Source organism: Pseudomonas sp. OE 28.3 (assembly GCF_014268205.2).
Classification (GTDB): domain Bacteria; phylum Pseudomonadota; class Gammaproteobacteria; order Pseudomonadales; family Pseudomonadaceae; genus Aquipseudomonas; species Aquipseudomonas edaphica.
The window spans coordinates 1093551-1114661 of sequence record NZ_CP077082.1; the positions used below are offsets into that span (position 1 = coordinate 1093551).

Annotated in this window: 21 protein-coding genes; 6 read left to right on the forward strand and 15 right to left on the reverse strand. The window is 60.9% G+C overall.

The features are described from left to right. Positions 1–90 precede the first annotated feature (90 nt). Complete coding sequence (locus HU759_RS04760) at positions 91–609, forward strand: acyloxyacyl hydrolase (RefSeq protein ID WP_186618164.1); 519 nt, start codon at positions 91–93, stop codon at positions 607–609. Positions 610–741: 132 nt separating this feature from the next. Here the strand turns inward: HU759_RS04760 and HU759_RS04765 are convergent, their stop codons facing one another. The 12 genes from HU759_RS04765 to HU759_RS04820 form a co-directional block, all read right to left on the reverse strand. Further along, a complete protein-coding gene (locus tag HU759_RS04765; RefSeq protein ID WP_017137632.1) occupies positions 742–1047 on the reverse strand; it encodes a YkgJ family cysteine cluster protein in 306 nt (101 codons plus the stop codon). Positions 1048–1101: 54 nt separating this feature from the next. Continuing rightward, a complete protein-coding gene (locus tag HU759_RS04770) occupies positions 1102–1593 on the reverse strand; it encodes a DUF2878 domain-containing protein (protein WP_099549225.1) in 492 nt (163 codons plus the stop codon). Next, positions 1586–2857, reverse strand: coding sequence for a cyclopropane-fatty-acyl-phospholipid synthase family protein (locus tag HU759_RS04775; protein ID WP_099549226.1), 1272 nt, complete (start codon positions 2855–2857; stop codon positions 1586–1588). The genes HU759_RS04770 and HU759_RS04775 overlap by 8 nt, the downstream gene beginning before the upstream one ends. After that, positions 2844–3653: a DUF1365 domain-containing protein gene (locus HU759_RS04780; RefSeq protein WP_186618165.1), complete on the reverse strand. Its 810-nt coding sequence runs from the start codon at positions 3651–3653 to the stop codon at positions 2844–2846. The genes HU759_RS04775 and HU759_RS04780 overlap by 14 nt, the downstream gene beginning before the upstream one ends. Continuing rightward, on the reverse strand, positions 3650–4897 hold the full coding sequence (locus tag HU759_RS04785) for an FAD-dependent oxidoreductase (RefSeq protein WP_186618166.1): 1248 nt from the start codon (positions 4895–4897) through the stop codon (positions 3650–3652). The genes HU759_RS04780 and HU759_RS04785 overlap by 4 nt, the downstream gene beginning before the upstream one ends. Continuing rightward, on the reverse strand, positions 4894–5676 hold the full coding sequence (locus HU759_RS04790) for an SDR family NAD(P)-dependent oxidoreductase (protein WP_017137627.1): 783 nt from the start codon (positions 5674–5676) through the stop codon (positions 4894–4896). The genes HU759_RS04785 and HU759_RS04790 overlap by 4 nt, the downstream gene beginning before the upstream one ends. After that, positions 5673–6095, reverse strand: a complete 423-nt coding sequence (locus HU759_RS04795) for a nuclear transport factor 2 family protein (protein WP_186618167.1) — start codon at positions 6093–6095, stop codon at positions 5673–5675. Before HU759_RS04795 ends, HU759_RS04790 begins: the two co-directional genes overlap by 4 nt. Further along, a complete protein-coding gene (phrB, locus tag HU759_RS04800; protein WP_186618168.1) occupies positions 6088–7530 on the reverse strand; it encodes a deoxyribodipyrimidine photo-lyase in 1443 nt (480 codons plus the stop codon). The genes HU759_RS04795 and phrB overlap by 8 nt, the downstream gene beginning before the upstream one ends. Beyond that, on the reverse strand, positions 7531–8460 hold the full coding sequence (locus tag HU759_RS04805; RefSeq protein ID WP_186618169.1) for a MerR family transcriptional regulator: 930 nt from the start codon (positions 8458–8460) through the stop codon (positions 7531–7533). Between the two features lie 3 nt (positions 8461–8463). After that, positions 8464–9423, reverse strand: a complete 960-nt coding sequence (locus tag HU759_RS04810) for a DUF523 and DUF1722 domain-containing protein (RefSeq protein ID WP_186618170.1) — start codon at positions 9421–9423, stop codon at positions 8464–8466. Positions 9424–9536: 113 nt separating this feature from the next. Next, positions 9537–9752 carry a TIGR02450 family Trp-rich protein gene (locus HU759_RS04815; protein ID WP_017137622.1) on the reverse strand — a complete coding sequence of 72 codons (216 nt, stop codon included), beginning with the start codon at positions 9750–9752 and terminating at the stop codon, positions 9537–9539. Continuing rightward, entirely contained in the window at positions 9749–10735 is a 987-nt protein-coding gene (locus HU759_RS04820) for an FAD-dependent oxidoreductase (protein WP_186618171.1), read from the reverse strand. Before HU759_RS04820 ends, HU759_RS04815 begins: the two co-directional genes overlap by 4 nt. Positions 10736–10973: 238 nt before the next feature. Here HU759_RS04820 and HU759_RS04825 point away from each other — a divergent pair, with 238 nt between their 5' ends. Together HU759_RS04825 and hemH are read left to right on the forward strand one after the other, a co-directional pair. Then, on the forward strand, positions 10974–11873 hold the full coding sequence (locus HU759_RS04825; RefSeq protein ID WP_169986827.1) for a TIGR01777 family oxidoreductase: 900 nt from the start codon (positions 10974–10976) through the stop codon (positions 11871–11873). 14 nt (positions 11874–11887) lie between these two features. Next, positions 11888–12913 (forward strand): ferrochelatase, encoded by a 1026-nt coding sequence (gene hemH, locus HU759_RS04830; RefSeq protein ID WP_186618172.1) that lies wholly within the window; start codon positions 11888–11890, stop codon positions 12911–12913. A gap of 133 nt (positions 12914–13046) precedes the next feature. Here hemH and HU759_RS04835 read toward each other — a convergent pair whose 3' ends face one another. From HU759_RS04835 to algW, 3 genes are all read right to left on the reverse strand, one after another. Then, a complete protein-coding gene (locus HU759_RS04835) occupies positions 13047–13766 on the reverse strand; it encodes a DUF4198 domain-containing protein (RefSeq protein ID WP_017137618.1) in 720 nt (239 codons plus the stop codon). Between the two features lie 11 nt (positions 13767–13777). Continuing rightward, positions 13778–15877 (reverse strand): TonB-dependent siderophore receptor, encoded by a 2100-nt coding sequence (locus tag HU759_RS04840; protein WP_186618173.1) that lies wholly within the window; start codon positions 15875–15877, stop codon positions 13778–13780. A gap of 108 nt (positions 15878–15985) precedes the next feature. Next, on the reverse strand, positions 15986–17140 hold the full coding sequence (gene algW, locus HU759_RS04845; RefSeq protein ID WP_017137616.1) for a Do family serine endopeptidase AlgW: 1155 nt from the start codon (positions 17138–17140) through the stop codon (positions 15986–15988). Between the two features lie 102 nt (positions 17141–17242). On the opposite strand from algW, the gene HU759_RS04850 reads away from it, so the two are divergent. The 3 genes from HU759_RS04850 (at position 17243) to cysN (ending at position 21071) form a co-directional block, all read left to right on the forward strand. Continuing rightward, positions 17243–18001 carry a Nif3-like dinuclear metal center hexameric protein gene (locus HU759_RS04850; protein ID WP_169986831.1) on the forward strand — a complete coding sequence of 253 codons (759 nt, stop codon included), beginning with the start codon at positions 17243–17245 and terminating at the stop codon, positions 17999–18001. A gap of 240 nt (positions 18002–18241) precedes the next feature. Continuing rightward, entirely contained in the window at positions 18242–19159 is a 918-nt protein-coding gene (gene cysD, locus HU759_RS04855) for a sulfate adenylyltransferase subunit CysD (protein ID WP_017137614.1), read from the forward strand. Between the two features lie 13 nt (positions 19160–19172). After that, positions 19173–21071 carry a sulfate adenylyltransferase subunit CysN gene (gene cysN / locus HU759_RS04860; RefSeq protein WP_017137613.1) on the forward strand — a complete coding sequence of 633 codons (1899 nt, stop codon included), beginning with the start codon at positions 19173–19175 and terminating at the stop codon, positions 21069–21071. Positions 21072–21111 lie beyond the last annotated feature (40 nt).

Consider the following 21111-nt stretch of genomic DNA (forward strand, 5'->3'; position numbering starts at 1 on the left):
GTTAGAAGCTGAACTTCTGGCATCGCGCAAGCTTCTATAGCGTTAGCCTGTACAAAACCATACGACTTCGATCTCAAAGGATGTGCTCTTATGAAGCGCTTGTTCTGTTTGGCTGCGATTGCGGCCGCTGTGGTGGGACACTCAGTTTCGGCCCAGGCCGCCGGCCTGGAATTTGGGGTGGGGGGCACCAGCGATTCGACCATGACCTATCGATTGGGGCTGACGTCGGATTGGGATAAAAGCTGGTGGCAGAGTGATACGGGCCGACTGACCGGCTATTGGAGCGGCGCTTACACCTACTGGGATGGCGACAAACGCGCGAGTGTCAGCAGCCTGTCGTTCTCGCCGGTGTTTGTGTACGAGTTTGCCGGGCAGAAGGTCAAGCCCTATATAGAAGCCGGGATCGGTGTCGCGGTGTTTTCACGTACGCGGGTTGAAGACAACAACATCGGCCAGGCCTTCCAGTTCGAAGACCGACTGGGCTTTGGTTTGCGCTTTGCCGGTGGGCATGAAGTGGGCATTCGCGCCACGCACTATTCCAATGCGGGCATCAGCAGCAATAACGACGGGGTAGAAAGCTACTCGTTGCACTACACCTACCCGTTGTAACTCTCAAGCCTACGCAAAACCATGTGGGAGCTGGCTTGCCTGCGATGCAGGCACCTCGGTTTATCAGTTACACCGAAGTGATGCTATCGCAGGCAAGCCAGCTCCCACATTTTATATTCGCCACATGTTGGATCAGCGATACGCCGTCGCAATGCCCTGGCGCTCTTCCAGGCACTCCGGCGCACCCATCTCGAATTCCCGACAGATCAACGGCCGCCGCTCGTAGATCGTGCACATCATCGTGTCCCGATCCAGCGCCGCGCACCAGCCGTCATCCAGGCGCAGCATCACTTCACCGCCCCAGTCGTCGGTATCGATATAGCGTTGCGGCACACCCGTGTCGGTAATCAGCATGACTTCCAGCTGGCAGCAGCAGGCCGCGCACGTCGAGCAGGTGACGGCGGGTTCGGTGATTTGAGTGTGGGGGATGTTGGTCATAGGCGCGCAGTGTAAGGCAAGCGCGCTGGGTGCGCATGAATGCTCTGACGGACGTCAGTGGCCAAGCTGTCGCGCCACCCCGTGCATGACGGGGAACAGGATCGCCCAAAGCAGCGCCAGGCCGATCAGCGTTAGCGTTGTGTCGTAGCCGAAACGCACACCGGCCAATTGGCTGCCGGCGTAGTAAGACAACGGCCCGCCCACCGCACCCAGCAGGCTGGCGCGCCACCAGGGTTGTGCGCTCCAGGCCAGGCAATGGCGCAGCGTGGTGGCGAGCAGTGCCCATAGCATGATTAGCCAAAAGGGAATCAGCGGCCCTGGAAAACCGAAGTGAAACACGCCAAAGGTACGCAACGAGGTATCGACTACGGTACCCAAAAGGGTCACGGCCAGGAGCACTTGGCCGTCTTCAGACCATGAGCTTGTCCACAGCAGGTGGATGACCAGCACACCAGCGCCCACCCATAACCAACGGGTGTCACCGCCCAGCACACAGGCAAACCAACCGCACTGGAACAGCACGGCATTGGCCAGCGTTTTAAGCACTGAAACGCCCGAGCAACGGCGGGTTGATCGCCGCAGGCTTGGCCAGCAGCAACTGCGCGGTACCGATCGTTCGCTCCATAAACCCACCTTCGCAGTAGCACAAGTAGAATTCCCACAGACGCAGGAAGTATTCATCGTAGCCCAACTCGGCAAGGCGGCCATGGGCGCGACGGAAGTTCTCATGCCACAGGCGCAAGGTGCGCGCGTAGTGCAAGCCGAAGTCTTCCATGTGCAGCAGGTTCATGTCGGTGTCGCGGCTGACGATCTGCAACATGTTCTGCACGGAAGGCAGGGCGCCACCGGGGAAAATATAGCGCTGGATAAAGTCGACGCTGTTCTTGGCCTGCTCAAAACGCTGCTCACGAATGGTGATGGCTTGCAGCAGCATCAGGCCGTCGCTTTTGAGCAGGTGCGCGCATTGCTTGAAGTAGGTGGGCAGGAAGCGATGGCCGACCGCTTCGATCATCTCGATGGACACCAGCTTGTCGTACTGACCGGTCAGGTCGCGATAATCTTGCAGCAGCAGCTTCACCTGATCCTTGAGGCCCAAGGCCTCGATGCGTTTTTCGGTGTAGGCAAACTGTTCTTTGGACAAGGTCGTGGTGGTGACCTTGCAGCCATAGTGCTGCGCCGCATACAACGCCATGCTGCCCCAGCCGGTGCCGATTTCGAGCAAATGGTCAGTGGGTTTGAGCGCAAGCTTCTGGCAGATGCGTTCCAGCTTGTTCAACTGCGCCTGTTCCAGGCTGTCGTCGGGCGTCAGGAACTGCGCCGCCGAATACATCATGGTCGGGTCGAGGAATTCCTCGAACAGGTCGTTGCCCAGGTCATAGTGGGCGGCGATATTTTTCTGCGAGCCCTTGCGGGTGTTGCGGTTAAGCCAGTGCAGGCCTTGGGTGAACGGTCGCGCCAAGCGCGCCAGGCCGCCTTCCATTGCGTCAAGCACATCAAGGTTGCTGACCATCACACGCACCACGGCGGTGAGGTCCGGGCTGCTCCAGTAACCGTGGATAAACGCCTCGCCGGCGCCGATCGAACCATTGGCGGCCACCAAGCCCCAGACCGCCGAATCGTGGATCTGGATTTCGCCCAACAGATGCGCTTCGCGTGCGCCGAACACCTGGCGTTCACCCTCTTCAATCACTACCAACTGGCCGTGGCGCAGTTGGCTGAGCTGGCGCAGCACACCTTTGCGCAACAGCGCACTGGTCACGCCGTTGACGTTCAGGCGGTTGGTCTTGACCGATAAGCTAGGGGATTTCATGGCGGCGATCCTTGGTATACCCGACTGCGGTGCGAGAGGCGCCATCGGCGGCCTGATGGGAAAAAATCGGTGTGCGTTTGAGTAACAGGCGCATGGCTTGCCAGTAAATCGCCAGGCAGGTCTTGGCGGTCATCCACGGGAAACGCCACAGGTAACGGTGCAGGCTGGCGCGGGTCAGCGTTTCTTTTTGCAGGCTCAAGGTGGCGTCGAAGACTTTTTGCGTGCCCTGCCAATCGGCCATGTGCACACCAAGCCTGTCGGCCGGCGGGCTGAAACTCATGCGGTATTCCAGGTCGCGGGGTAAAAACGGCGACACATGGAACGCCTTGGCCACGGCGAAGTGCTGGTGTTCTTCGGCGCCTAACGCCTGGGCCGGCAGCACATAGTGGTAACGCTCGCGCCACGGGGTGTTGGTTACTTCACACAGGATCGCGGCCAGTTGCCCGTCGGCCTCGAAGCAGTAGAAGAAACTCACCGGGTTAAAAGCCAGGCCCCAACTGCGGGCCTGGGTCAGTAGGCAGATAACGCCCCGGGGCTCGCGCCCCAGTGCCTTGCCGACTTCCTGGCGCACGGCATCGCTCAAGCTCATGCCGTGACGCGTGAATTCACGCAGGTAGTCTTGCTGGCGAAAGCCGAAGGGCGCCAGGCGGCTGTTGCCGGCCAGGGGTGATAGGCCGAGCACTTTGTCTTGTTCGCTCAAGTCCAGGTACAGCAGGCCGATGCGGTAGCGAAAGGCGTGGGCCTTGGGCGCAAACCGGCGATGGGCGATCCAGCCGCTGTACAGGGCGCTGTTCATAGGGTTTCGCCAAAGGCCTGGGCCACGCGTAATGCGCTGCTCACGCCGTCTTCATGAAAACCGTTGGCCCAGTAGGCGCCGCAGTAAAAGGTGTGCCGCGCGCCGTGCAATTCTTCCCAGCGGTTTTGTGCGGCCACTGCCGCCAGGCTGTATTGCGGATGCGCATAGGTGTAGCGCGCGAGGATCTTCAGCGGGTTGATCATCGGTGTCTGGTTGAGGCTGACGCAAAAGGTGGTGTCGCTGTGGATGCCTTGCAGGATGTTCATGTCGTAAGTGACGGCCGCCTGGGTTTGCGCGCTGCCGCTCAGGCGATAATTCCAGCTGGCCCAGGCCAGTTTGCGATCGGGCAGCAGGCGCGTGTCGGTGTGCAGCACCACGTCATTGTCGGCGTAGGGCAGGGCACCAAGAATGTCCTGCTCAGCCTGGCTCGGGTCGGCCAGCAACGCCAGGGCCTGGTCGCTGTGACAGGCGAACACCACGCGGTCAAAGGTCTCGCTGCCGGCGAGGCTGTGGATAACCACGCCGTCGCCTGTGCGTTCGACTTTATCCACAGGGCAATTGAGGCGGATCTGCTCGCGAAAACTGCGGGTCAAAGGTTCGATATAACTGCTGGAACCACCTTCGATCACGCACCATTGCGGCCGATTGTTCACCGACAGCAACCCGTGGTTCTTGAAGAACCGCACAAAGAACTGCAACGGAAAACCGAGCATGTCCGCCAGCGACATCGACCAGATCGCCGCGCCCATCGGCACGATGTAATGGCGGATAAAGCGTGGGCTATAACCCCCAGCATCGAGGTAGTCGCCCAGGGTCATATCGGCACTGATGCGTTGCTCTTGCAGGTCCAGCGGTGCCTGGCGGTTAAAGCGCAGAATGTCGCGCAACATGCCCCAGAATCCCGGCGAGAGAATATTGCGGCGCTGGGCAAACAGGCTGTTGAGGTTATTACCGTTGTACTCGAAACCTGCGTTCTGGTCGCACACCGAAAAGCTCATTTCGGTGGGCTTGAAGGTCACGCCAATCTGCCCGAGCAGACGGATGAAATTAGGGTAGGTCCAGTCGTTGAACACGATAAAACCGGTGTCCACGGCATAGGGTTTACCTTTGACCGTGACGTTGACCGTGTGGGTGTGCCCGCCAATGCGCTCGCCCGCCTCAAACAGCGTGATGTCGTGGCGCCGACTGAGCAGGTAAGCGCTGGTCAGCCCGGCGATACCGCTGCCGATGATGGCGATCTTCACAGGTCGTCCTTCTTCGGTGGCGGGCTGCGCAGCATGCGTTTGCCGATAATCAGTTGCGCGCGGTTGGGCAGTTTCGACAATGGCCACAAGGTGGCGATAAACATCGCGGGGAAGGCGATTTCCAACGGGCGCTTTTCCAATTTGGCGAAGATATGCCGCGCAGCCTTTTCGGCGGACCAGCTCAGCGGCATCGGGAAATCATTGCGTTCGGTCAGCGGGGTGTCGACAAAGCCCGGGCTGATCACCGTGACGTCGATGTTCTCCGGCGACAGGCTGATGCGCAGCGATTCGAACAGGTAACGCAGCCCGGCCTTGGACGCGCCATAGGCTTCGGCGCGCGGCATTGGCAGGTAGGTCACGGCGCTGGCGACGCCCACCAGATGTGGGGTGAGCCCTTTGCGCAACAGCGGCAGCGCAGCTTCGATGCAATAGCTGCTGGCAAGCAGGTTGGTGCGCACCACGTGCTCGACGATGGAGGAATCGAATTGCCGGGCGTCGACATACTCACAGGTGCCGGCGTTGAGGATCACCGTATCCAATGAACCCCAGACCTCGCCGATGCGTTCGCCGATCTCGCGCACGGTCTGGCTGTTGGTCAGGTCGCCGGCTACCACCAGCACTTGGCCTGGATAACGCTGGGCGAACGCTTCCAGCGGGCCTTTGCTGCGCGAGCTGAGCGCCACATGCGCGCCACTGTTGAGCAGTTCGACGGCCAGAGCGGCGCCGATGCCACTGCTGGCACCGGTCAACCAATAACGGCGGGGCGGTACAAGGCTCATCCCATTCTCCTTTTTAGCCAACTGACCACACGGCCGACTACCGGTAAGTGTTCATAGAGCAACGCGCCCGCATCGAAATAATCGCGATGGCGGTAGACCTTGTCGCGCCACATCAGGTGCGAGCAACCTTCCACCCGGATTACCTTGCCATTGGCCAGGCGCGAGTGGCAAAAACTCATTTTCCAGCGCAGGTAGCCTTCGCCTTCGGCGACCTGGTCGAAGCCATGGAAGTCAAAACGCAACTGGCTGATGTTGCTGTACATCTCGGTGAAGTAACCGCGCAAAGCGGGCAGCCCATGCACTTCGTGCAGCGGATCGGTGAAGGCAATGTCCTGGCTGTACAAGCTGTCGAGCAGGTGCAGGTTGTGCTTGTCCAGCGTGGTAAAGGCTTGGGCGAACCGGTGCAGGAAGTCACTCATGTTCGGCGACCTCCTGGCGTGAAGGCAGGTTGCGGAAGGCGGTGAGGGCGCGCTCGCGGGATTTTTTCAGGTCGACAATCGAGCGTGGGTAATCCGCCACGCCGAACAGGCCACCGGCGGCTTCGGGGTTGTGCACTTCTTTTTTGTTCAACGCCGCCAACTCTGGCAGCCAGTGCTTGATGAATACCCCTTCGCTGTCGAACTTTTCCGACTGGCTCAACGGGCTGAAAATCCGGAAGTACGGTGCCGCGTCGGTGCCGGTGGACGAACTCCACTGCCAGCCGCCGTTATTGGCGGCCAGGTCGCCGTCGATCAAGTGGCGCATAAAGAAGCGCTCGCCTTCGCGCCAGTCGATCAGCAGGTTCTTGGTCAAAAACATCGCCACCACCATGCGCAGGCGATTGTGCATCCAACCGGTTTCCAGCAGTTGGCGCATGGCTGCGTCAATGATCGGCAGGCCGGTGCGCGCTTGCTGCCAGGCGGCCAAGTCCTTGGGCGCATCGCGCCAGGCCAGTGCCTCGGTTTCGGGGCGGAACGCACGGTGGCGTGAGACCCGTGGGTAACCGACCAGAATGTGTTTATAGAACTCGCGCCACAGCAACTCGTTGATCCAGGTGATGGCGCCGATATCGCCGCTTTCGAACTCGCCCTGGTTGGTTTGCAGGGCGGCGTGCAGGCACTGGCGCGGCGAAACCACACCGGCGGCGAGGTAGGCCGAGAGCTGGCTGGTGCCGGGTTTGGCCGGGAAGTCGCGTTCGTCTTTGTAGTAGCTGATCTGTTGGTCGGCGAAGGCGTCAAGGCGACGCCGGGCTTCTTCTTCACCGGCCGGCCAGAGGGCGCGCAAGGTCTCGCTGGGTGGCGCGAAACCGTCGACCTGATCCGGGATGGCGTCGCTGTGCACATCCTGCGGTGCCTGTTGTTGCGGCGTGGCCACCAGGCGCGGCAAGGCGCTGTGCAGGCGGTTGTAGCAGACCTTGCGGAACTGACTGAACACCTGAAAGTAAGTGCCGGTTTTGGTCAGCACGCTGCCGGGTTGGAAAAACAGTTGGTCGAGGTAGCTGTGGAACGTCACACCGTCAGCCTCCAGGGCGTTGGCCACGGCCACATCGCGACGGCTCTCGTGGATGCCGTATTCCTCGTTGACGTGCACCGACTCCACTGACAGTTCCCGGCACAGTTTGCCCAGCACGGCGGGCGCCTGGTCCCAGGTGTCGGCGGTGCGAATCAGCAAGGGAATGTTCAGTTCGCCAAGGGCCTGGCTCAGGTGCTTGAGGTTACGCAGCCAGAAATCGACTTTGCAGGGTGCATCATCATGGGCCAGCCATTGCTGCGGCGTGATCAGGTACACGGCGGCAACCGGGCCGCGCTGGCAGGCGGCGGCGAGGGCGGTGTTGTCGTGTAGGCGCAAGTCGGTGCGCAGCCAGATCAAATGCATTTAGACAATTCCACGCTGGATCAGTAACTGGTGGGCTGACAAGGGGTCTTCGGCCACGAACAATTCAGGAGTGTCACCGGTTAATACGGCTAACTCGTCCTGGTGGATGCATACCGTTGGTCCGGCAATCAAAATTGGGCAACTGATGCCGCCCAACAGTTTGCCGAGTGCCGACAAGTGGAGGGCTTTGCTTGAGTACAGCAGCACCGCACGCGGTTGCAGGTGTTCCACGGCCAGGGCCAGTTCGCCGGTCGGCAAAGGCCAATCAAAAACCTCCACGGGGCAGTCGGCGCTGCTGGCCAGCCAGGCGCTAAGCCACAGGTGTGGCTCCAGGGGCACGTCTGACTGGTTGACCAGCAGCAACGGCGCGCCCTGGAGCTGGCGGTTGTTGTGGTAAATGCGCGCGCCGAACTTGCTGCGCAGCCAGGACAGAAAAAACACTCGCTCCATTTGCGCGCCGAACTGGCCCTGCCAGCGTTGCTCCAGCGCGTTGAGCAGCGGCAGCATCAATTGCTCACACAAGGTGCGCGGCGGGTACAGCGCCATGGCCTGGTTAAACAGGTCGTCGACCCGGCGTTCGGCCAATTCGCTGATTGCGGTGAGCAGTTTATGACGCAGCACATGCCATTCATTTTCGACGCTGTCGGGGCTGGCCTGGGCGGAATCGATCAAGCCTTTGACCTGGCTGACCGGCACACCACGGTTGAGCCAGGTCAGAATGGTGTGGATGCGTTGTACATGTTCGGCGCTGAACAGCCGATGGCCCTTGGGCGTGCGCTGGGGCACGATCAGGCCATAACGGCGCTCCCAGGCGCGCAGGGTCACGGCGTTGACGCCGGTCTGGCGCGCCACTTCGCGAATCGGCAGCCAGCCGTCTTCGATGGCTTGGGCGATGTCTTCGACAGGGTCGTCTTGCAGGGCAGGTGTCATGGTCTAGATCGCATTACGCAGGCTGAGGTTTTCCGGGTGCGGCTGCAGGTACGCCTGCTGCGCGATGTAGCGGTCCGGGTGTTGGCGAAAGTGATGTTTGAGCAAGGTCAGCGGCACTACCAGCGGCACGATGCCGGTGCGGTATTGGCCGATGACGGTTTGCATTTCCTGCTTGTCATCGGCGCTGATGGCTTGTTTGAGGTAGCCGCTGATGTGTTGCAGCACATTGGTGTGGGTGCCGCGTGTGGCGCACTTTTTCAGGCCGGTCATCAACTCGCTGAAATAGCCGGCGGCCAGTTCATCCAGGTTGATGCTCTTGCCCATGCTGCCCAGCAGGTGGCCAAGGCTTTTGTAATGCACAGGGCTGTGGGCCATCAGCAGGTATTTGTAGCGCGCGTGGAACGCCAAAAGGCGGTGACGGGTGATGCCCTCAGCCAGCAATTCTTGCCAGCTGGCGTACACGAACACGCGGGTGAGGAAGTTCTCGCGCAGCACCGGGTCATTCAACCGGCCGTCTTCTTCTACCGGCAGGTTGGGGTGGCGTGCGCAAAACGCCTGGGCATAAATGCCGCGCCCGCCGCCATCAACGGGCGTGCCGTTGTCGCGGTAGACCTTGACTCGCTCTAGGCCGCACGACGGCGACTTCTGCATGAAGATGTAGCCGCACAGGTCTGTGTGTTCCACAGCCATCTGCTGGCCGTAATCATCCAATGGCTGCGTCACATTGAGGTCACGGTGCACGGTGCCGACAGCCTGCGGGTGGGCAGGGTCGCCCACCAGGCGAATCGGTTCGCGGGGGATGCCCAGGCCGATCGCCACTTCGGGGCACAACGGCACGAAGTCGAAATAGTCGGCGAGCGTTTGGCTGCACAGCAGGGATTGTTTGTGTCCGCCGTTAAAGCGCACGTTCTCGCCGAGCAGGCAGGCACTGATGGCGATCTTCGGTTTTGCGCTGCTGGACATGCTCAACCCTCTGCGAAATTCCTATACAGATTTATAATTCTGTACAACTAAATCTCATCATAGGTTTGATGCTGTACAAGTCAAATTATTTGTATAAGTATTTTCAGCGCCCGCTATTTCCAACCCATGCGCCAGTCTTCGGCATTTTGCAGGGTTTGCCACGGGAGGCGTTCGGCGCGGCGGGTCATGACCGCTTGCAGCTCGATTTCGAGCACGGTGCCTTCGTCATCACGGAACAGTTCGGTGACGAGGAAGTGTTTTTCCTTGTTGCGCGGGCGTGCTGCTGTCCACTTCGACAACAGCAATTTCGTCGGGTTGAGACGGTTCATTGCAGGTGTTCGATCAGGCGGCGTGCGGCCTCCTGGCCGCTGAGCCACGCGCCTTCGACCCGCCCGGACAGGCACCAGTCACCACACACATACAAGCCCAGGTCGGCGTCGGCCAGCACGCCAAATTCATGCCGCTCCGACGGCCTGGCGTAAAGCCAGCGATGGGCCAGGCTAAAGGACGGTGCGGGCATGGCGCTGTGCAGCAGTTCGGCGAAGGCGCCGTGCAGGTGTTCGATCACCGCCTCTTTGGGCAAGTCGAGATTGGCCTTGCTCCAGGCGCTGGTGGCGTGCAGCACCCAGGTGTCGAGGGTGGCGTCACGCCCAGGTTTGCTGCGGTTGCGCGCCAGCCAGTCGAGCGGGCTGTCTTGCACAAAGCAGCCTTGCATCGGCGTATCCAGCGGCGTGTCAAAGGCCAGCGCGACGGCCCAGGTGGGGTCCATCTTCACCCCGGCGGCCGCACTTGCAAGCTTGGGCGCGGCGGCCAGCAGGGCGGTGGCCTGGGGCGCCGGCGTGGCAATGACTACGTGGCTGAACGGGCCATGATTGCCGCCGTCGGCGTCCAGCAGGTTCCAGTGCTGCTTGCCTTGGAACACTTCGGTGATGCGGCAACCGAACTCAACCGGTAAGTCGTCAAGCATTGCGCGGGTAATGGCGCTCATGCGCGGCGTGCCGACCCAGCGGATCTGCTCGTCGGGGGAGGGCGTGAGCTGGCCGGACTTGAAGTTGTACAGCTGCGGTTTCCACTGTTCGGCCCAGCCGTTGCTTTGCCAGCGCTGTACTTCGTTGACGAAGCGCCGGTCGCGGGCCGTGAAGTATTGTGCGCCCATGTCCAACGCGCCGGCATCGCTGCGCTTGCTGGACATGCGGCCACCACTGCCACGGCTTTTATCGAAGAGTTGTACAACGTGCCCCGCGTCTCGTAACGCTCGGGCGGCGGAAAGACCGGCGATGCCGGTGCCGATGATCGCGATGGGAACAGTCATTGGGGGCCTCGTTTTACCTTTGGGTACAGACTACGCCGACACCCATAGCTGTACAATATTGTTTTTTGGTATAAGTTTTGGCGTACCTGTTCTAACGGCGTGACCTAAGGTTAAGGGTGAGGGGTTAAGAAGGAGGCCTGAACCGGCCTCTGAAACCAACGTAACGCCCACTTACAAAAGATCCATGCTTATAAAATAGACTAGCGATGGGCGGCAAACGTTACATGAGGAGAAACCCATGCATATTTTGCTGACCGGCGGTACGGGCTTGATCGGTCGCCAACTCTGTCTGCACTGGCTTGCCCAAGGGCATCGCCTGACCGTGTGGAGCCGCGAGCCGGATACCGTGGCCAAATGGTGCGGTGCCGAGGTGCTCGGTGTTGGCCGCTTGCAAGACGTGATCGGCACGGTGGATGCGGTGGTCAACCTGGCGGGCGCGCCGATTGCCGATCGCCCATGGACCAAAAAGCGCAAGGCATTGCTGTGGAGCAGCCGCATCGGCCACACCGAAACCTTGCTGGCTTGGATGCAAGGCCTGGCGCAAAAGCCGGCGGTGTTGATTTCCGGCTCTGCAGTGGGCTGGTATGGCGACGGCGGCGAGCGCGAACTGACCGAAGCCAGTGGCCCGGTGCAGGATGATTTCCCCAGCCAACTGTGCATCGCCTGGGAAGAAACCGCGTTGCGCGCCGAAGCCTTCGGCACCCGCGTGGTGCTGGTGCGCACTGGCCTGGTGTTGGCGGCCAAGGGCGGCTTTTTGTCGCGCCTGCTGCTGCCGTTCAAACTGGGGCTGGGCGGGCCGATCGGCAATGGTCGGCAGTGGATGCCGTGGGTCCATATCAAAGATCAAATCGCCCTGATTGATTTTCTTCTGCACAACGGCGACGCCAGCGGTCCTTATAATGCCTGCGCGCCACACCCGGTACGTAATCGCGAGTTTGCCAACACCCTGGGCCAGGTGCTGCACCGCCCAGCGTTCATGCCGATGCCGGCGTTTGCCTTGAAGGTCGGTCTGGGCGAGTTGTCCGGGTTGTTGCTGGGCGGGCAGAAGGCCGTCCCCGAACGGTTGCTGGCCGCCGGTTTCACTTTTCAGTTCACTGAGTTGCACGCGGCACTGGAAGACTTGTCCAGCCGCCTCTAGCCATAGGATGTTGCATGACGGATCACGCGTTGTTACTGGTCAACCTGGGTTCACCGGCGTCCACTTCGGTGGCCGATGTGCGCAGCTACCTTAATCAGTTCCTGATGGACCCTTATGTGATCGACCTGCCGTGGCCGGTGCGGCGCTTGCTGGTGTCGCTGATCCTGATCAAGCGCCCTGAGCAATCGGCGCATGCCTACGCCTCGATCTGGTGGGAAGAGGGGTCGCCGCTTGTGGTCCTGAGCCGTCGCTTGCAAGCGCAAATGACCCAGCAGTGGACCCACGGCCCGGTGGAGCTGGCGATGCGCTACGGCGAGCCGTCGCTTGAAACCACCCTCACGCGCTTTGCGGCTCAAGGCATTCAAAAAGTCACCCTGGCGCCGTTGTATCCGCAGTTCGCTGACAGCACCGTGACCACGGTGATCGAAGAAGCCAAGCGTGTGGTCCGCGACAAGAAGCTCAACGTGCAGTTTTCTATCTTGCAGCCGTTCTACGATCAGCCGGAATACCTCGACGCCTTGGTCGCCAGCGCCCGGCCGTACGTGGCACAGGAATTCGATCACTTGTTGCTGAGCTTCCATGGGTTGCCTGAGCGCCATCTGAAAAAACTCGACCCCACAGGCCAGCATTGCTTCAAGGATGCTGATTGCTGCAAGAACGCTTCGCCCGAGGTGCTTGCCACCTGCTACCGCGCCCAGTGCTTCAGCGTGGCGCGCGACTTTGCCGCGCGCATGGGCTTGCCGGAGGGCAAGTGGTCGGTGGCGTTCCAGTCACGGCTGGGCCGTGCCAAGTGGATCGAACCCTACACCGAGGCCCGCCTGGAGACCTTGGCCCAGCAAGGCGTGAAAAAGCTGCTGGTGATGTGCCCGGCGTTTGTAGCGGACTGCATTGAGACGCTGGAAGAAATTGGTGATCGCGGGCTGGAGCAGTTCCGCGAGGCAGGGGGCGAGGAGTTGGTGTTGGTGCCGTGCTTGAACGATGAGCCGCAGTGGGCGGTGGCGCTTAATACGCTGTGCGAGCGGGCGCCAGTAGCGCTGTAGTCCGAGTGTCGAAACGATAGAGATCAACTGTGGGAGCCGGGCTTGCCCGCGATGGCGGTTTGTCAGTCGACATATTGGGTGACTGATAGGCCGCCATCGCGGGCAAGCCCGCTCCCACAGTGTTTTTCAGGGTTTATTCGTGATGCGGTTCACCGAGGAAGGTCAACGAAGTAAACAGCCCGCGGGTGGCCACGTCGGCGTTGTCCTTGAGCGGAATCTCCACCTGCGCGGCAATCACATTCAACCCTTCATTACGCACCAGCACCTGGGCGCGGCCGTCCTTGTCGGTCTCAGTGCTCAAGGTGTTCGGCGCATTGCGATAATCGCCCACCAGCTTGATCCCCGCCGCCGGTTTGCCGTCCAGCAGCACCCGCACCGGCAGTGACTTGCCTGGCCCTACGGTCAGCGGGTCGACTTCCGGCAGGATCAGCAGCTTGATCTGATCCAGTTTGGGCAGCTTCGCCCCCGGCTGGTAAATCGCCAGGCTGTACTTGAAGGTCTGGGTCGACTCAATCGCGCCTGGCACTTGGCTACGGCCCTGGTTGATCCACTTCTTGTCCGGCGTCTGCGACCACATCCCGTTATCCAACGCCACGGCTAAAACGGCGGGCGATTTGAGTGGCTTGAGGCGTGCGTGGTCGGCCAGGCGCTCCACGGTGACCGGGATCATTTTGCCGCTGGCGTCATACGCCCAGGCGCCGCTGATTTTCTGCGCCTTGAAGGCATTGTCTTCGGCGCCGTGGCCGTAGATCACTTCGATATTGCCGCGTCGTTGTTCGGTCCACAGGCCGTGGGCCGAGACTTGGCTGGCAAACAGCAGGCCGATCACGGCCAGGGATTTGAAGGCTTGCATGGGGCATCCTTTTACAGGTTAAGGGTCAGGCTGACGGTGAAGTTGCGCGGCTCGCCGGGAGTGACCCAGTAATTGCTGTAGGAGCGCTCGTAGTACTTTTCGTCGAATAGGTTGTTGAGGTTCAGGCCCACCGTGACGCTATCGCTGGCTTTGTAATGCGCCAGCAGGTCGACGGTGTGGTAGGCGGGCAGTTCGAACTGGCTGCCGGCCTCGCCGGAGCGATCACCAACGTAGGTGAACGCCGCGCCCAGGTCCGAGCCGCGCAGCGCGCCATTCTGGAATTCATACACACCCAGCAGACTGCCGCTGCGCTTGGCTACGCCCAGAATCCGGCTGCCGGTGGGGATGGATTTGTCGCCCTTGGTCACTTCGGCGTCGATATAGGCAAAGGCGCCGATCACGCGTACCGCGTCCGTCACTTGCCCGCTCAGTTGCAGGTCAAAGCCCTGGCTGCGCGCCTTGCCTATGGCGCGGCTGTTGTTGAGGGTGGCCGGGTCCTGGGTCAGAACATTTTCTTTTTCGATATGGAAGGCGGCGAGCGTGGTGCTCAAACGGTCGTCGAACAGCTCGCTCTTGATCCCCACTTCATAGCCCACGCCTTCTTCGGGCTTGAAGGATTTGCCGCCGGCATCCACACCGTTGTTGGGTTTGAACGAGGTTGACGCGTTGGCGAACACCCCGACTTGCGGCGCTAGCTGATAGAGCAGACCGGCGCGTTGAGTCAGGGCGTCGTGGGTATGCCGGCTCTTGGCGTGGTTGCGGGTGAAGTCGTCGGTGCGTTGTTCGACATGCTCGAAGCGCGCACCGAGCATGCCGCGCAGGCGGTCGGTGAAGATGATCTGGTCTTGCAGGTTCAGCGCCTGGCTTTTCGTCTGTTCGAAGACGTCGGTGCCGGTGCGTGCGCCGTTGGGTTTGGTCTGGCCGTAGATCGGGTTATAGATGTCGATGGGGTAGAGGCTGCCGGCAACCGCCGACACGCGTTCCTTCTTACGGTAGTCCTCGTATTCGCCGCCGATCAACAGTTCGTGCTGCCAACTGCCGATGTCGAACTGGCCGCGCAGTTCCAGCTGGGTGATGCTGTCGTGCCAACCGGTGGAGCGTTCGCGCAGGCGGCGGTTAACGGTATGGCCGTTGGCATTCAGCGCACGACTTTCCGAGGCGTCACCCCACAGGCTGCCCTGTTTGTAGTGGCTGGCCAGGCGCAGTTTCCAGGCGTCATTAAGGTGATGTTCCAACGCGGCCTGGATGCGATTGTTGTGGTTGCGGATATTGCCGTCGTTGGGTTCGCCGAGGAAGGTCGAGCGGGACATGCCATGGTTGGCGACGATGCCCCGGTCGAAGGTGGAGCTGTGGCGCACGAACTCGCTTTCTACGAGAAGGCTGGTGTCGGGGTCCAACTGCCAACTGAATGATGGCGCGACGAACACGCGCTGGGCGTCGACGTGATCGCGGAAGCTGTGGTTGTCTTCCACGGCCAGGTTGACCCGCGACAGCACGCGGCCTTCGCTGTCCAGCGGCGTGTTCACATCCAGTGCGGTGCGATAGCGGTCCCAGCTGCCGGCACTGGTTTGCACGGTGGTAAAGGCTTCGGGCTGCGGCTTCTTGGTGACAATGTTCACGGTGCCGCCCGGATCGCCACGGCCGTACAGGCTGGCTGCGGGACCTTTGAGCACTTCAATGCGCTCGATGTTGGCCGCGTCCGGGGTGCTCGGGTAGCCACGGTTGGCGCTGAAACCGTCCTGGTAGAACTCCGACGTGGTGAAGCCGCGCACGCTGTACTCGTAAAGCGTCAGGCCGCCGAAGTTGTTTTGCTTGGACACGCCGCCGGCAAACTCCAGAGCACGTTCCACGCTGGTGCTGCCCAGGTCCTCGAGCACCGTGGCAGGAATCACGCTGATTGATTGTGGGATGTCGCGCAGATCGGTGTCAGTTTTGGTCGCGCTGGCGGAACGGGTGGCGCGGTAGCCTTTGACGGGGCCGGTGGCGGATTCATAGGCGTCGGAGGTGACGCTGATGGTGTCCAGTTCGACAGTGTTGTCATCGGCGTAGGCGGGGTCCAGCAGCAAACCCAAGGCCAGGCCAGCAACGGGGGCGAATCTTTGAGACGGCATGATAGAGCGTTCCAATAGCGATATTGAAACAATATAACATGACCATTGAGAATGGATTTCTTTTGAAATATTCGGTAACAGGAGCCCGCGAACGGGCTCCCGTAGCCGTTATTCCTCTTCTTTCACCGGGGCGGGTGGCGGGCGCAGGCCGATCTCTGCCGACAGCTTGATCTCTTTGCCGTTGCGCATTACCAGGATCGACACCTTATCGGTCGGCTTGATCCGCGCCACCTGGTTCATCGACTTGCGGCCATCACCGGCCGGTTCCCCGTCGATGCTCAGGATCACATCGCCCAACTGCAGGCCGGCTTTCTGCGCCGGGCCGTCGCGGAAGATCCCGGCCACCACGATGCCCGGGCGCCCGGTCAAGCCGAACGACTCGGCCAGTTCCTTGGTCAACGGCTGTACTTCGATGCCCAGCCAGCCACGGATTACCTGGCCGTGCTCGATGATCGACTTCATCACTTCCATTGCCAGCTTCACCGGGATCGCAAAGCCGATGCCCTGGGAACCGCCGGACTTGGAGAAAATCGCCGTGTTGATACCGGTCAGGTTGCCATTGGCATCCACCAATGCGCCGCCAGAGTTCCCCGGATTGATCGCCGCGTCAGTCTGGATAAAGTCTTCGTAGCTGTTGAGCCCCAACTGGTTACGCCCGGTGGCGCTGATGATGCCCATGGTCACGGTCTGGCCGACGCCGAACGGGTTGCCGATGGCCAGCGCGACATCACCGACGCGCAGCCCTTCGGAGCGGCCGATGGTGATCGAGGGCAGGCTCTTGAGGTCGATCTTCAGCACCGCAAGGTCGGTTTCCGGGTCGCTGCCGACCACGCGGGCCAGGGTTTCACGGCCGTCGCGCAGGGCCACCACAATCTGGTCGGCGCCGGTGGTCACGTGGTTGTTGGTGAGGATGTAACCTTCCGGGCTCATGATCACCCCGGAACCGAGGCTGGATTCCATCCGGCGCTGCTTGGGCCCGTTGTCGCCGAAATAGCGGCGAAACTGCGGGTCTTCAAACAACGGATGCGCCGGTTTATTGATGACCTTGGTGGTGTACAGGTTGACCACTGCAGGCGCGGCGATGACCACCGCGTCGGCGTAGGTGACCGGGCCTTGCACCACCGAGCTGCTTTGTGGGGCCTGTTGCAGGTTCACATCAAGGCTGGGTAAGCCCACCCATTGGGGATAACGCTGAATAATCAGCATCGCGATCAGCACGCCAGCCAACAATGGCCATCCAAAAAAACGCAGTGCCTTGAGCATCAAGTAAGTCCTGACAGGTTGCAGGGGGCGGGATAGCGCCCATAATGTCGCGCATTATACGAGGCTGCGAGCGCCTCGGAACGGGATATTTAGGAGTCTTTTATGGCTGTCCCCCTTAGCACCCTGGTCGAGGAAGCGGACCGCTACCTTGGCAGCGCAAAAATTGCCGATTATTGCCCCAATGGCTTGCAGGTCGAGGGGCGCCCGCAGGTGATGCGCATTGTCAGCGGCGTCACGGCCAGCCAAGCGTTGCTGGACGCCGCCGTCGAAGCCCAGGCCGACCTGGTGCTGGTGCACCATGGTTATTTCTGGAAGGGCGAAAACCCGTGCATCACCGGCATGAAGCAACGCCGCCTGAAAACCCTGCTCAAGCACGACATCAGCCTGCTGGCCTACCACCTGCCGCTGGACCTGCACCCGGAAGTGGGCAACAACGTGCAACTCGCCCGTCAGCTGGATATCACCGTCGAAGGCCCGCTGGACCCCAGCAACCCGAAAATCGTCGGCCTGGTCGGCTCCCTGGCCGAACCCTTGTCGCCGCGTGATTTTGCCCGGCGCGTGCAGGATGTAATGGGTCGCGAGCCACTGTTGATCGAAGGCAGCGAGATGATCCGCCGGGTGGGTTGGTGCACGGGCGGCGGTCAGGGCTACATTGATGATGCTATTGCCGCAGGCGTTGACTTGTATCTGAGCGGCGAAGCGTCCGAACAAACATTCCACAGCGCGCGGGAAAACGACGTCAGCTTTATTGCAGCGGGCCATCACGCTACTGAGCGTTATGGCGTGCAGGCACTGGGTGACTATCTGGCACGGCGTTTCGCGCTGGAACATCTGTTCATCGATTGCCCCAACCCAATCTAAAGAACACCAAGGCTCAAATGTGGGAGCTGGCTTGCCTGCGATTGCATCACCTCGGTTTGCCTGAATGACTGAGGTGCCTGTAGAGCAGACAAGCCAGCTACCACAAGCCAAACTGAGGGGCATATTCATATACCGTTTCGATCTAGCTGGCTCCCTGAATAGAAGAAGGTGCTGTGCTAGCATGCCCCGCTCGAACACGGCCCGCTGGCCGTCCATAAGATCGTTTTTCCGTGAGTAGCCATGGTCGACAAACTGACGCATCTGAAACAGCTGGAGGCGGAAAGCATCCACATCATCCGCGAGGTCGCCGCCGAGTTCGACAACCCGGTGATGCTCTACTCGATCGGTAAAGACTCCGCCGTGATGCTGCATCTGGCGCGCAAGGCCTTCTTCCCGGGCAAATTGCCGTTCCCGGTGATGCACGTCGACACCCGCTGGAAATTCCAGGAGATGTACAAGTTCCGCGACAAAATGGTCGAAGAACTGGGCCTGGACCTGATCACCCACGTCAACCCTGATGGTGTGGCGCAGGGCATCAACCCGTTCACCCACGGCAGCGCCAAGCACACCGACATCATGAAGACCGAAGGCCTCAAGCAGGCCTTGGACAAGCATGGTTTCGACGCAGCCTTCGGCGGTGCCCGTCGCGATGAAGAGAAGTCCCGCGCCAAAGAGCGTGTGTACTCGTTCCGTGACAGCAAACACCGCTGGGACCCGAAGAACCAGCGCCCGGAGCTGTGGAACGTCTACAACGGCAACGTCAACAAAGGCGAGTCGATCCGTGTGTTCCCGCTGTCCAACTGGACCGAGCTGGACATCTGGCAGTACATCTACCTCGAAGGCATCCCGATTGTGCCGCTGTACTTCGCCGCCGAGCGCGACGTGATCGAGAAGAACGGCACGTTGATCATGATCGACGACGACCGCATCCTCGAGCACTTGTCCGACGAAGACAAAGCCCGAATCGTCAAAAAGAAAGTACGTTTCCGTACCCTTGGCTGCTACCCGTTGACGGGCGCGGTGGAGTCCGAAGCCGAGACGCTGACGGACATCATTCAGGAAATGCTCCTGACGCGAACTTCCGAGCGCCAGGGCCGGGTCATCGATCACGATGGCGCAGGCTCGATGGAAGATAAAAAACGTCAGGGTTATTTCTAAGGGGCTGTCACCAATGTCGCATCAATCTGATTTGATCAGCGAGGACATCCTCGCCTACCTGGGCCAGCACGAGCGCAAAGAGATGTTGCGCTTCCTGACCTGCGGCAACGTCGACGACGGCAAGAGCACCCTGATCGGGCGCCTGCTGCACGACTCCAAGATGATCTACGAAGATCACCTGGAAGCCATTACCCGTGATTCGAAAAAATCCGGCACCACGGGCGATGATATCGACCTGGCCTTGCTGGTTGACGGCCTGCAGGCCGAGCGTGAACAGGGCATCACCATTGATGTTGCCTACCGCTACTTCTCCACCGCCAAGCGCAAATTCATCATCGCCGACACCCCCGGCCATGAGCAGTACACCCGCAACATGGCCACCGGTGCGTCCACCTGCGACCTGGCGATCATTCTGATCGACGCCCGCTACGGCGTGCAGACCCAGACCCGCCGCCACAGCTATATCGCCTCGTTACTGGGCATCAAGCACATCGTGATTGCCGTCAACAAGATGGACATCAATGGCTTTGACCAAAGCGTGTTCGAGTCGATCAAGGCCGATTACCTGAAGTTTGCCGAGGGCATTGCGTTCAAGCCGAGCACCATGGCGTTCGTACCGATGTCGGCGCTCAAGGGCGACAACGTGGTGAACAAGAGCGAGCGCTCGCCCTGGTACACCGGCCAGTCGCTGATGGAGATCCTCGAAACCGTCGAGATCGCCAACGACCGCAACTACACCGACCTGCGTTTCCCGGTGCAGTACGTCAACCGTCCGAACCTGAACTTCCGTGGTTTCGCCGGCACCCTCGCCAGCGGCATCGTGCACAAGGGCGATGAAGTCGTGGTGCTGCCGTCGGGCAAGAGCAGCCGCGTCAAATCCATCGTCACCTTCGAGGGCGAGCTGGAACACGCAGGCCCAGGCCAGGCCGTGACCCTGACCATGGAAGACGAGATCGACATCTCCCGTGGGGACCTGTTGGTGCATGCCGACAACGTGCCGCAAGTCACCGACGCTTTCGACGCCATGCTGGTCTGGATGGCCGAAGAGCCGATGCTGCCGGGCAAGAAATATGACATCAAGCGCGCCACCAGCTACGTGCCGGGTTCGATCACCAGCATCGTGCACCGCGTGGACGTGAACACCCTGGCCGAAGGCCCGGCAAGTTCGCTGCAACTGAACGAGATTGGCCGGGTCAAGGTCAGCCTCGACGCCGCCATTGCGTTGGATGGCTATGACAGCAACCGCACCACCGGTGCGTTTATCGTCATCGACCGTTTGACCAACGGTACTGTGGCTGCGGGCATGATTATTGCGCCGCCGGTGGGCCATGGTGGCGCTGCGCAACACGGCCGCCTTGCTCATGTAGCCACCGAAGAGCGCGCCCAACGCTTCGGCCAGCAACCGGCTACCGTGTTGTTCAGCGGCCTGTCCGGCGCCGGCAAAAGCACCTTGGCCTACGCGGTTGAGCGCAAGCTGTTTGACATGGGCCGTGCGGTATTCGTACTGGATGGCCAGAACCTGCGCCGCGACTTGAACAAGGGCTTGCCGCAGGACCGCGTCGGGCGTACCGAAAACTGGCGCCGTGCTGCTCACGTGGCGCGTCAGTTCAACGAAGCCGGCCTGCTGACCCTGGCCGCGTTTGTTGCCCCGGATGCCGAAGGCCGTGAACAGGCCAAGGCGTTAATCGGCAGCGACCGCTTGCTCACCGTCTACGTGCAGGCCTCGCCGCTGGTGTGCGCCGAGCGTGACCCGCAAGGCCTGTACGCGGCGGGCGGGGACAACATCCCAGGCGAGTCCTTCCCGTACGACGTGCCGCTGAATGCCGACTTGGTGATCGACACCCAGGCCACGTCGCTGGAAGACAGCGTCAAGCAAGTGCTGGAGCTGTTGCGCCAGCGCGGCGCGATCTAAACCTCGCCGCCACAAAAAAGCCCGCCACCGATCATTCGGT

Excerpts from the sequence above, each read along its gene's own strand:
- HU759_RS04850 (WP_169986831.1), top strand. The coding sequence starts at position 17,243 with ATGGCTGTCCCCCTTAGCACCCTGGTCGAGGAAGCGGACCGCTACCTT.
- HU759_RS04825 (WP_169986827.1), top strand. The coding sequence starts at position 10,974 with ATGCATATTTTGCTGACCGGCGGTACGGGCTTGATCGGTCGCCAACTC.
- phrB (WP_186618168.1), bottom strand. The coding sequence starts at position 7,530 with ATGCATTTGATCTGGCTGCGCACCGACTTGCGCCTACACGACAACACC.
- HU759_RS04840 (WP_186618173.1), bottom strand. The coding sequence starts at position 15,877 with ATGCCGTCTCAAAGATTCGCCCCCGTTGCTGGCCTGGCCTTGGGTTTG.
- HU759_RS04810 (WP_186618170.1), bottom strand. The coding sequence starts at position 9,423 with ATGTCCAGCAGCGCAAAACCGAAGATCGCCATCAGTGCCTGCCTGCTC.
- HU759_RS04765 (WP_017137632.1), bottom strand. The coding sequence starts at position 1,047 with ATGACCAACATCCCCCACACTCAAATCACCGAACCCGCCGTCACCTGC.
- HU759_RS04775 (WP_099549226.1), bottom strand. The coding sequence starts at position 2,857 with ATGAAATCCCCTAGCTTATCGGTCAAGACCAACCGCCTGAACGTCAAC.
- hemH (WP_186618172.1), top strand. The coding sequence starts at position 11,888 with ATGACGGATCACGCGTTGTTACTGGTCAACCTGGGTTCACCGGCGTCC.
- HU759_RS04820 (WP_186618171.1), bottom strand. The coding sequence starts at position 10,735 with ATGACTGTTCCCATCGCGATCATCGGCACCGGCATCGCCGGTCTTTCC.
- HU759_RS04805 (WP_186618169.1), bottom strand. The coding sequence starts at position 8,460 with ATGACACCTGCCCTGCAAGACGACCCTGTCGAAGACATCGCCCAAGCC.
- algW (WP_017137616.1), bottom strand. The coding sequence starts at position 17,140 with ATGCTCAAGGCACTGCGTTTTTTTGGATGGCCATTGTTGGCTGGCGTG.
- HU759_RS04780 (WP_186618165.1), bottom strand. The coding sequence starts at position 3,653 with ATGAACAGCGCCCTGTACAGCGGCTGGATCGCCCATCGCCGGTTTGCG.
- cysN (WP_017137613.1), top strand. The coding sequence starts at position 19,173 with ATGTCGCATCAATCTGATTTGATCAGCGAGGACATCCTCGCCTACCTG.
- HU759_RS04835 (WP_017137618.1), bottom strand. The coding sequence starts at position 13,766 with ATGCAAGCCTTCAAATCCCTGGCCGTGATCGGCCTGCTGTTTGCCAGC.
- HU759_RS04795 (WP_186618167.1), bottom strand. The coding sequence starts at position 6,095 with ATGAGTGACTTCCTGCACCGGTTCGCCCAAGCCTTTACCACGCTGGAC.
- HU759_RS04790 (WP_017137627.1), bottom strand. The coding sequence starts at position 5,676 with ATGAGCCTTGTACCGCCCCGCCGTTATTGGTTGACCGGTGCCAGCAGT.
- HU759_RS04815 (WP_017137622.1), bottom strand. The coding sequence starts at position 9,752 with ATGAACCGTCTCAACCCGACGAAATTGCTGTTGTCGAAGTGGACAGCA.
- cysD (WP_017137614.1), top strand. The coding sequence starts at position 18,242 with ATGGTCGACAAACTGACGCATCTGAAACAGCTGGAGGCGGAAAGCATC.
- HU759_RS04760 (WP_186618164.1), top strand. The coding sequence starts at position 91 with ATGAAGCGCTTGTTCTGTTTGGCTGCGATTGCGGCCGCTGTGGTGGGA.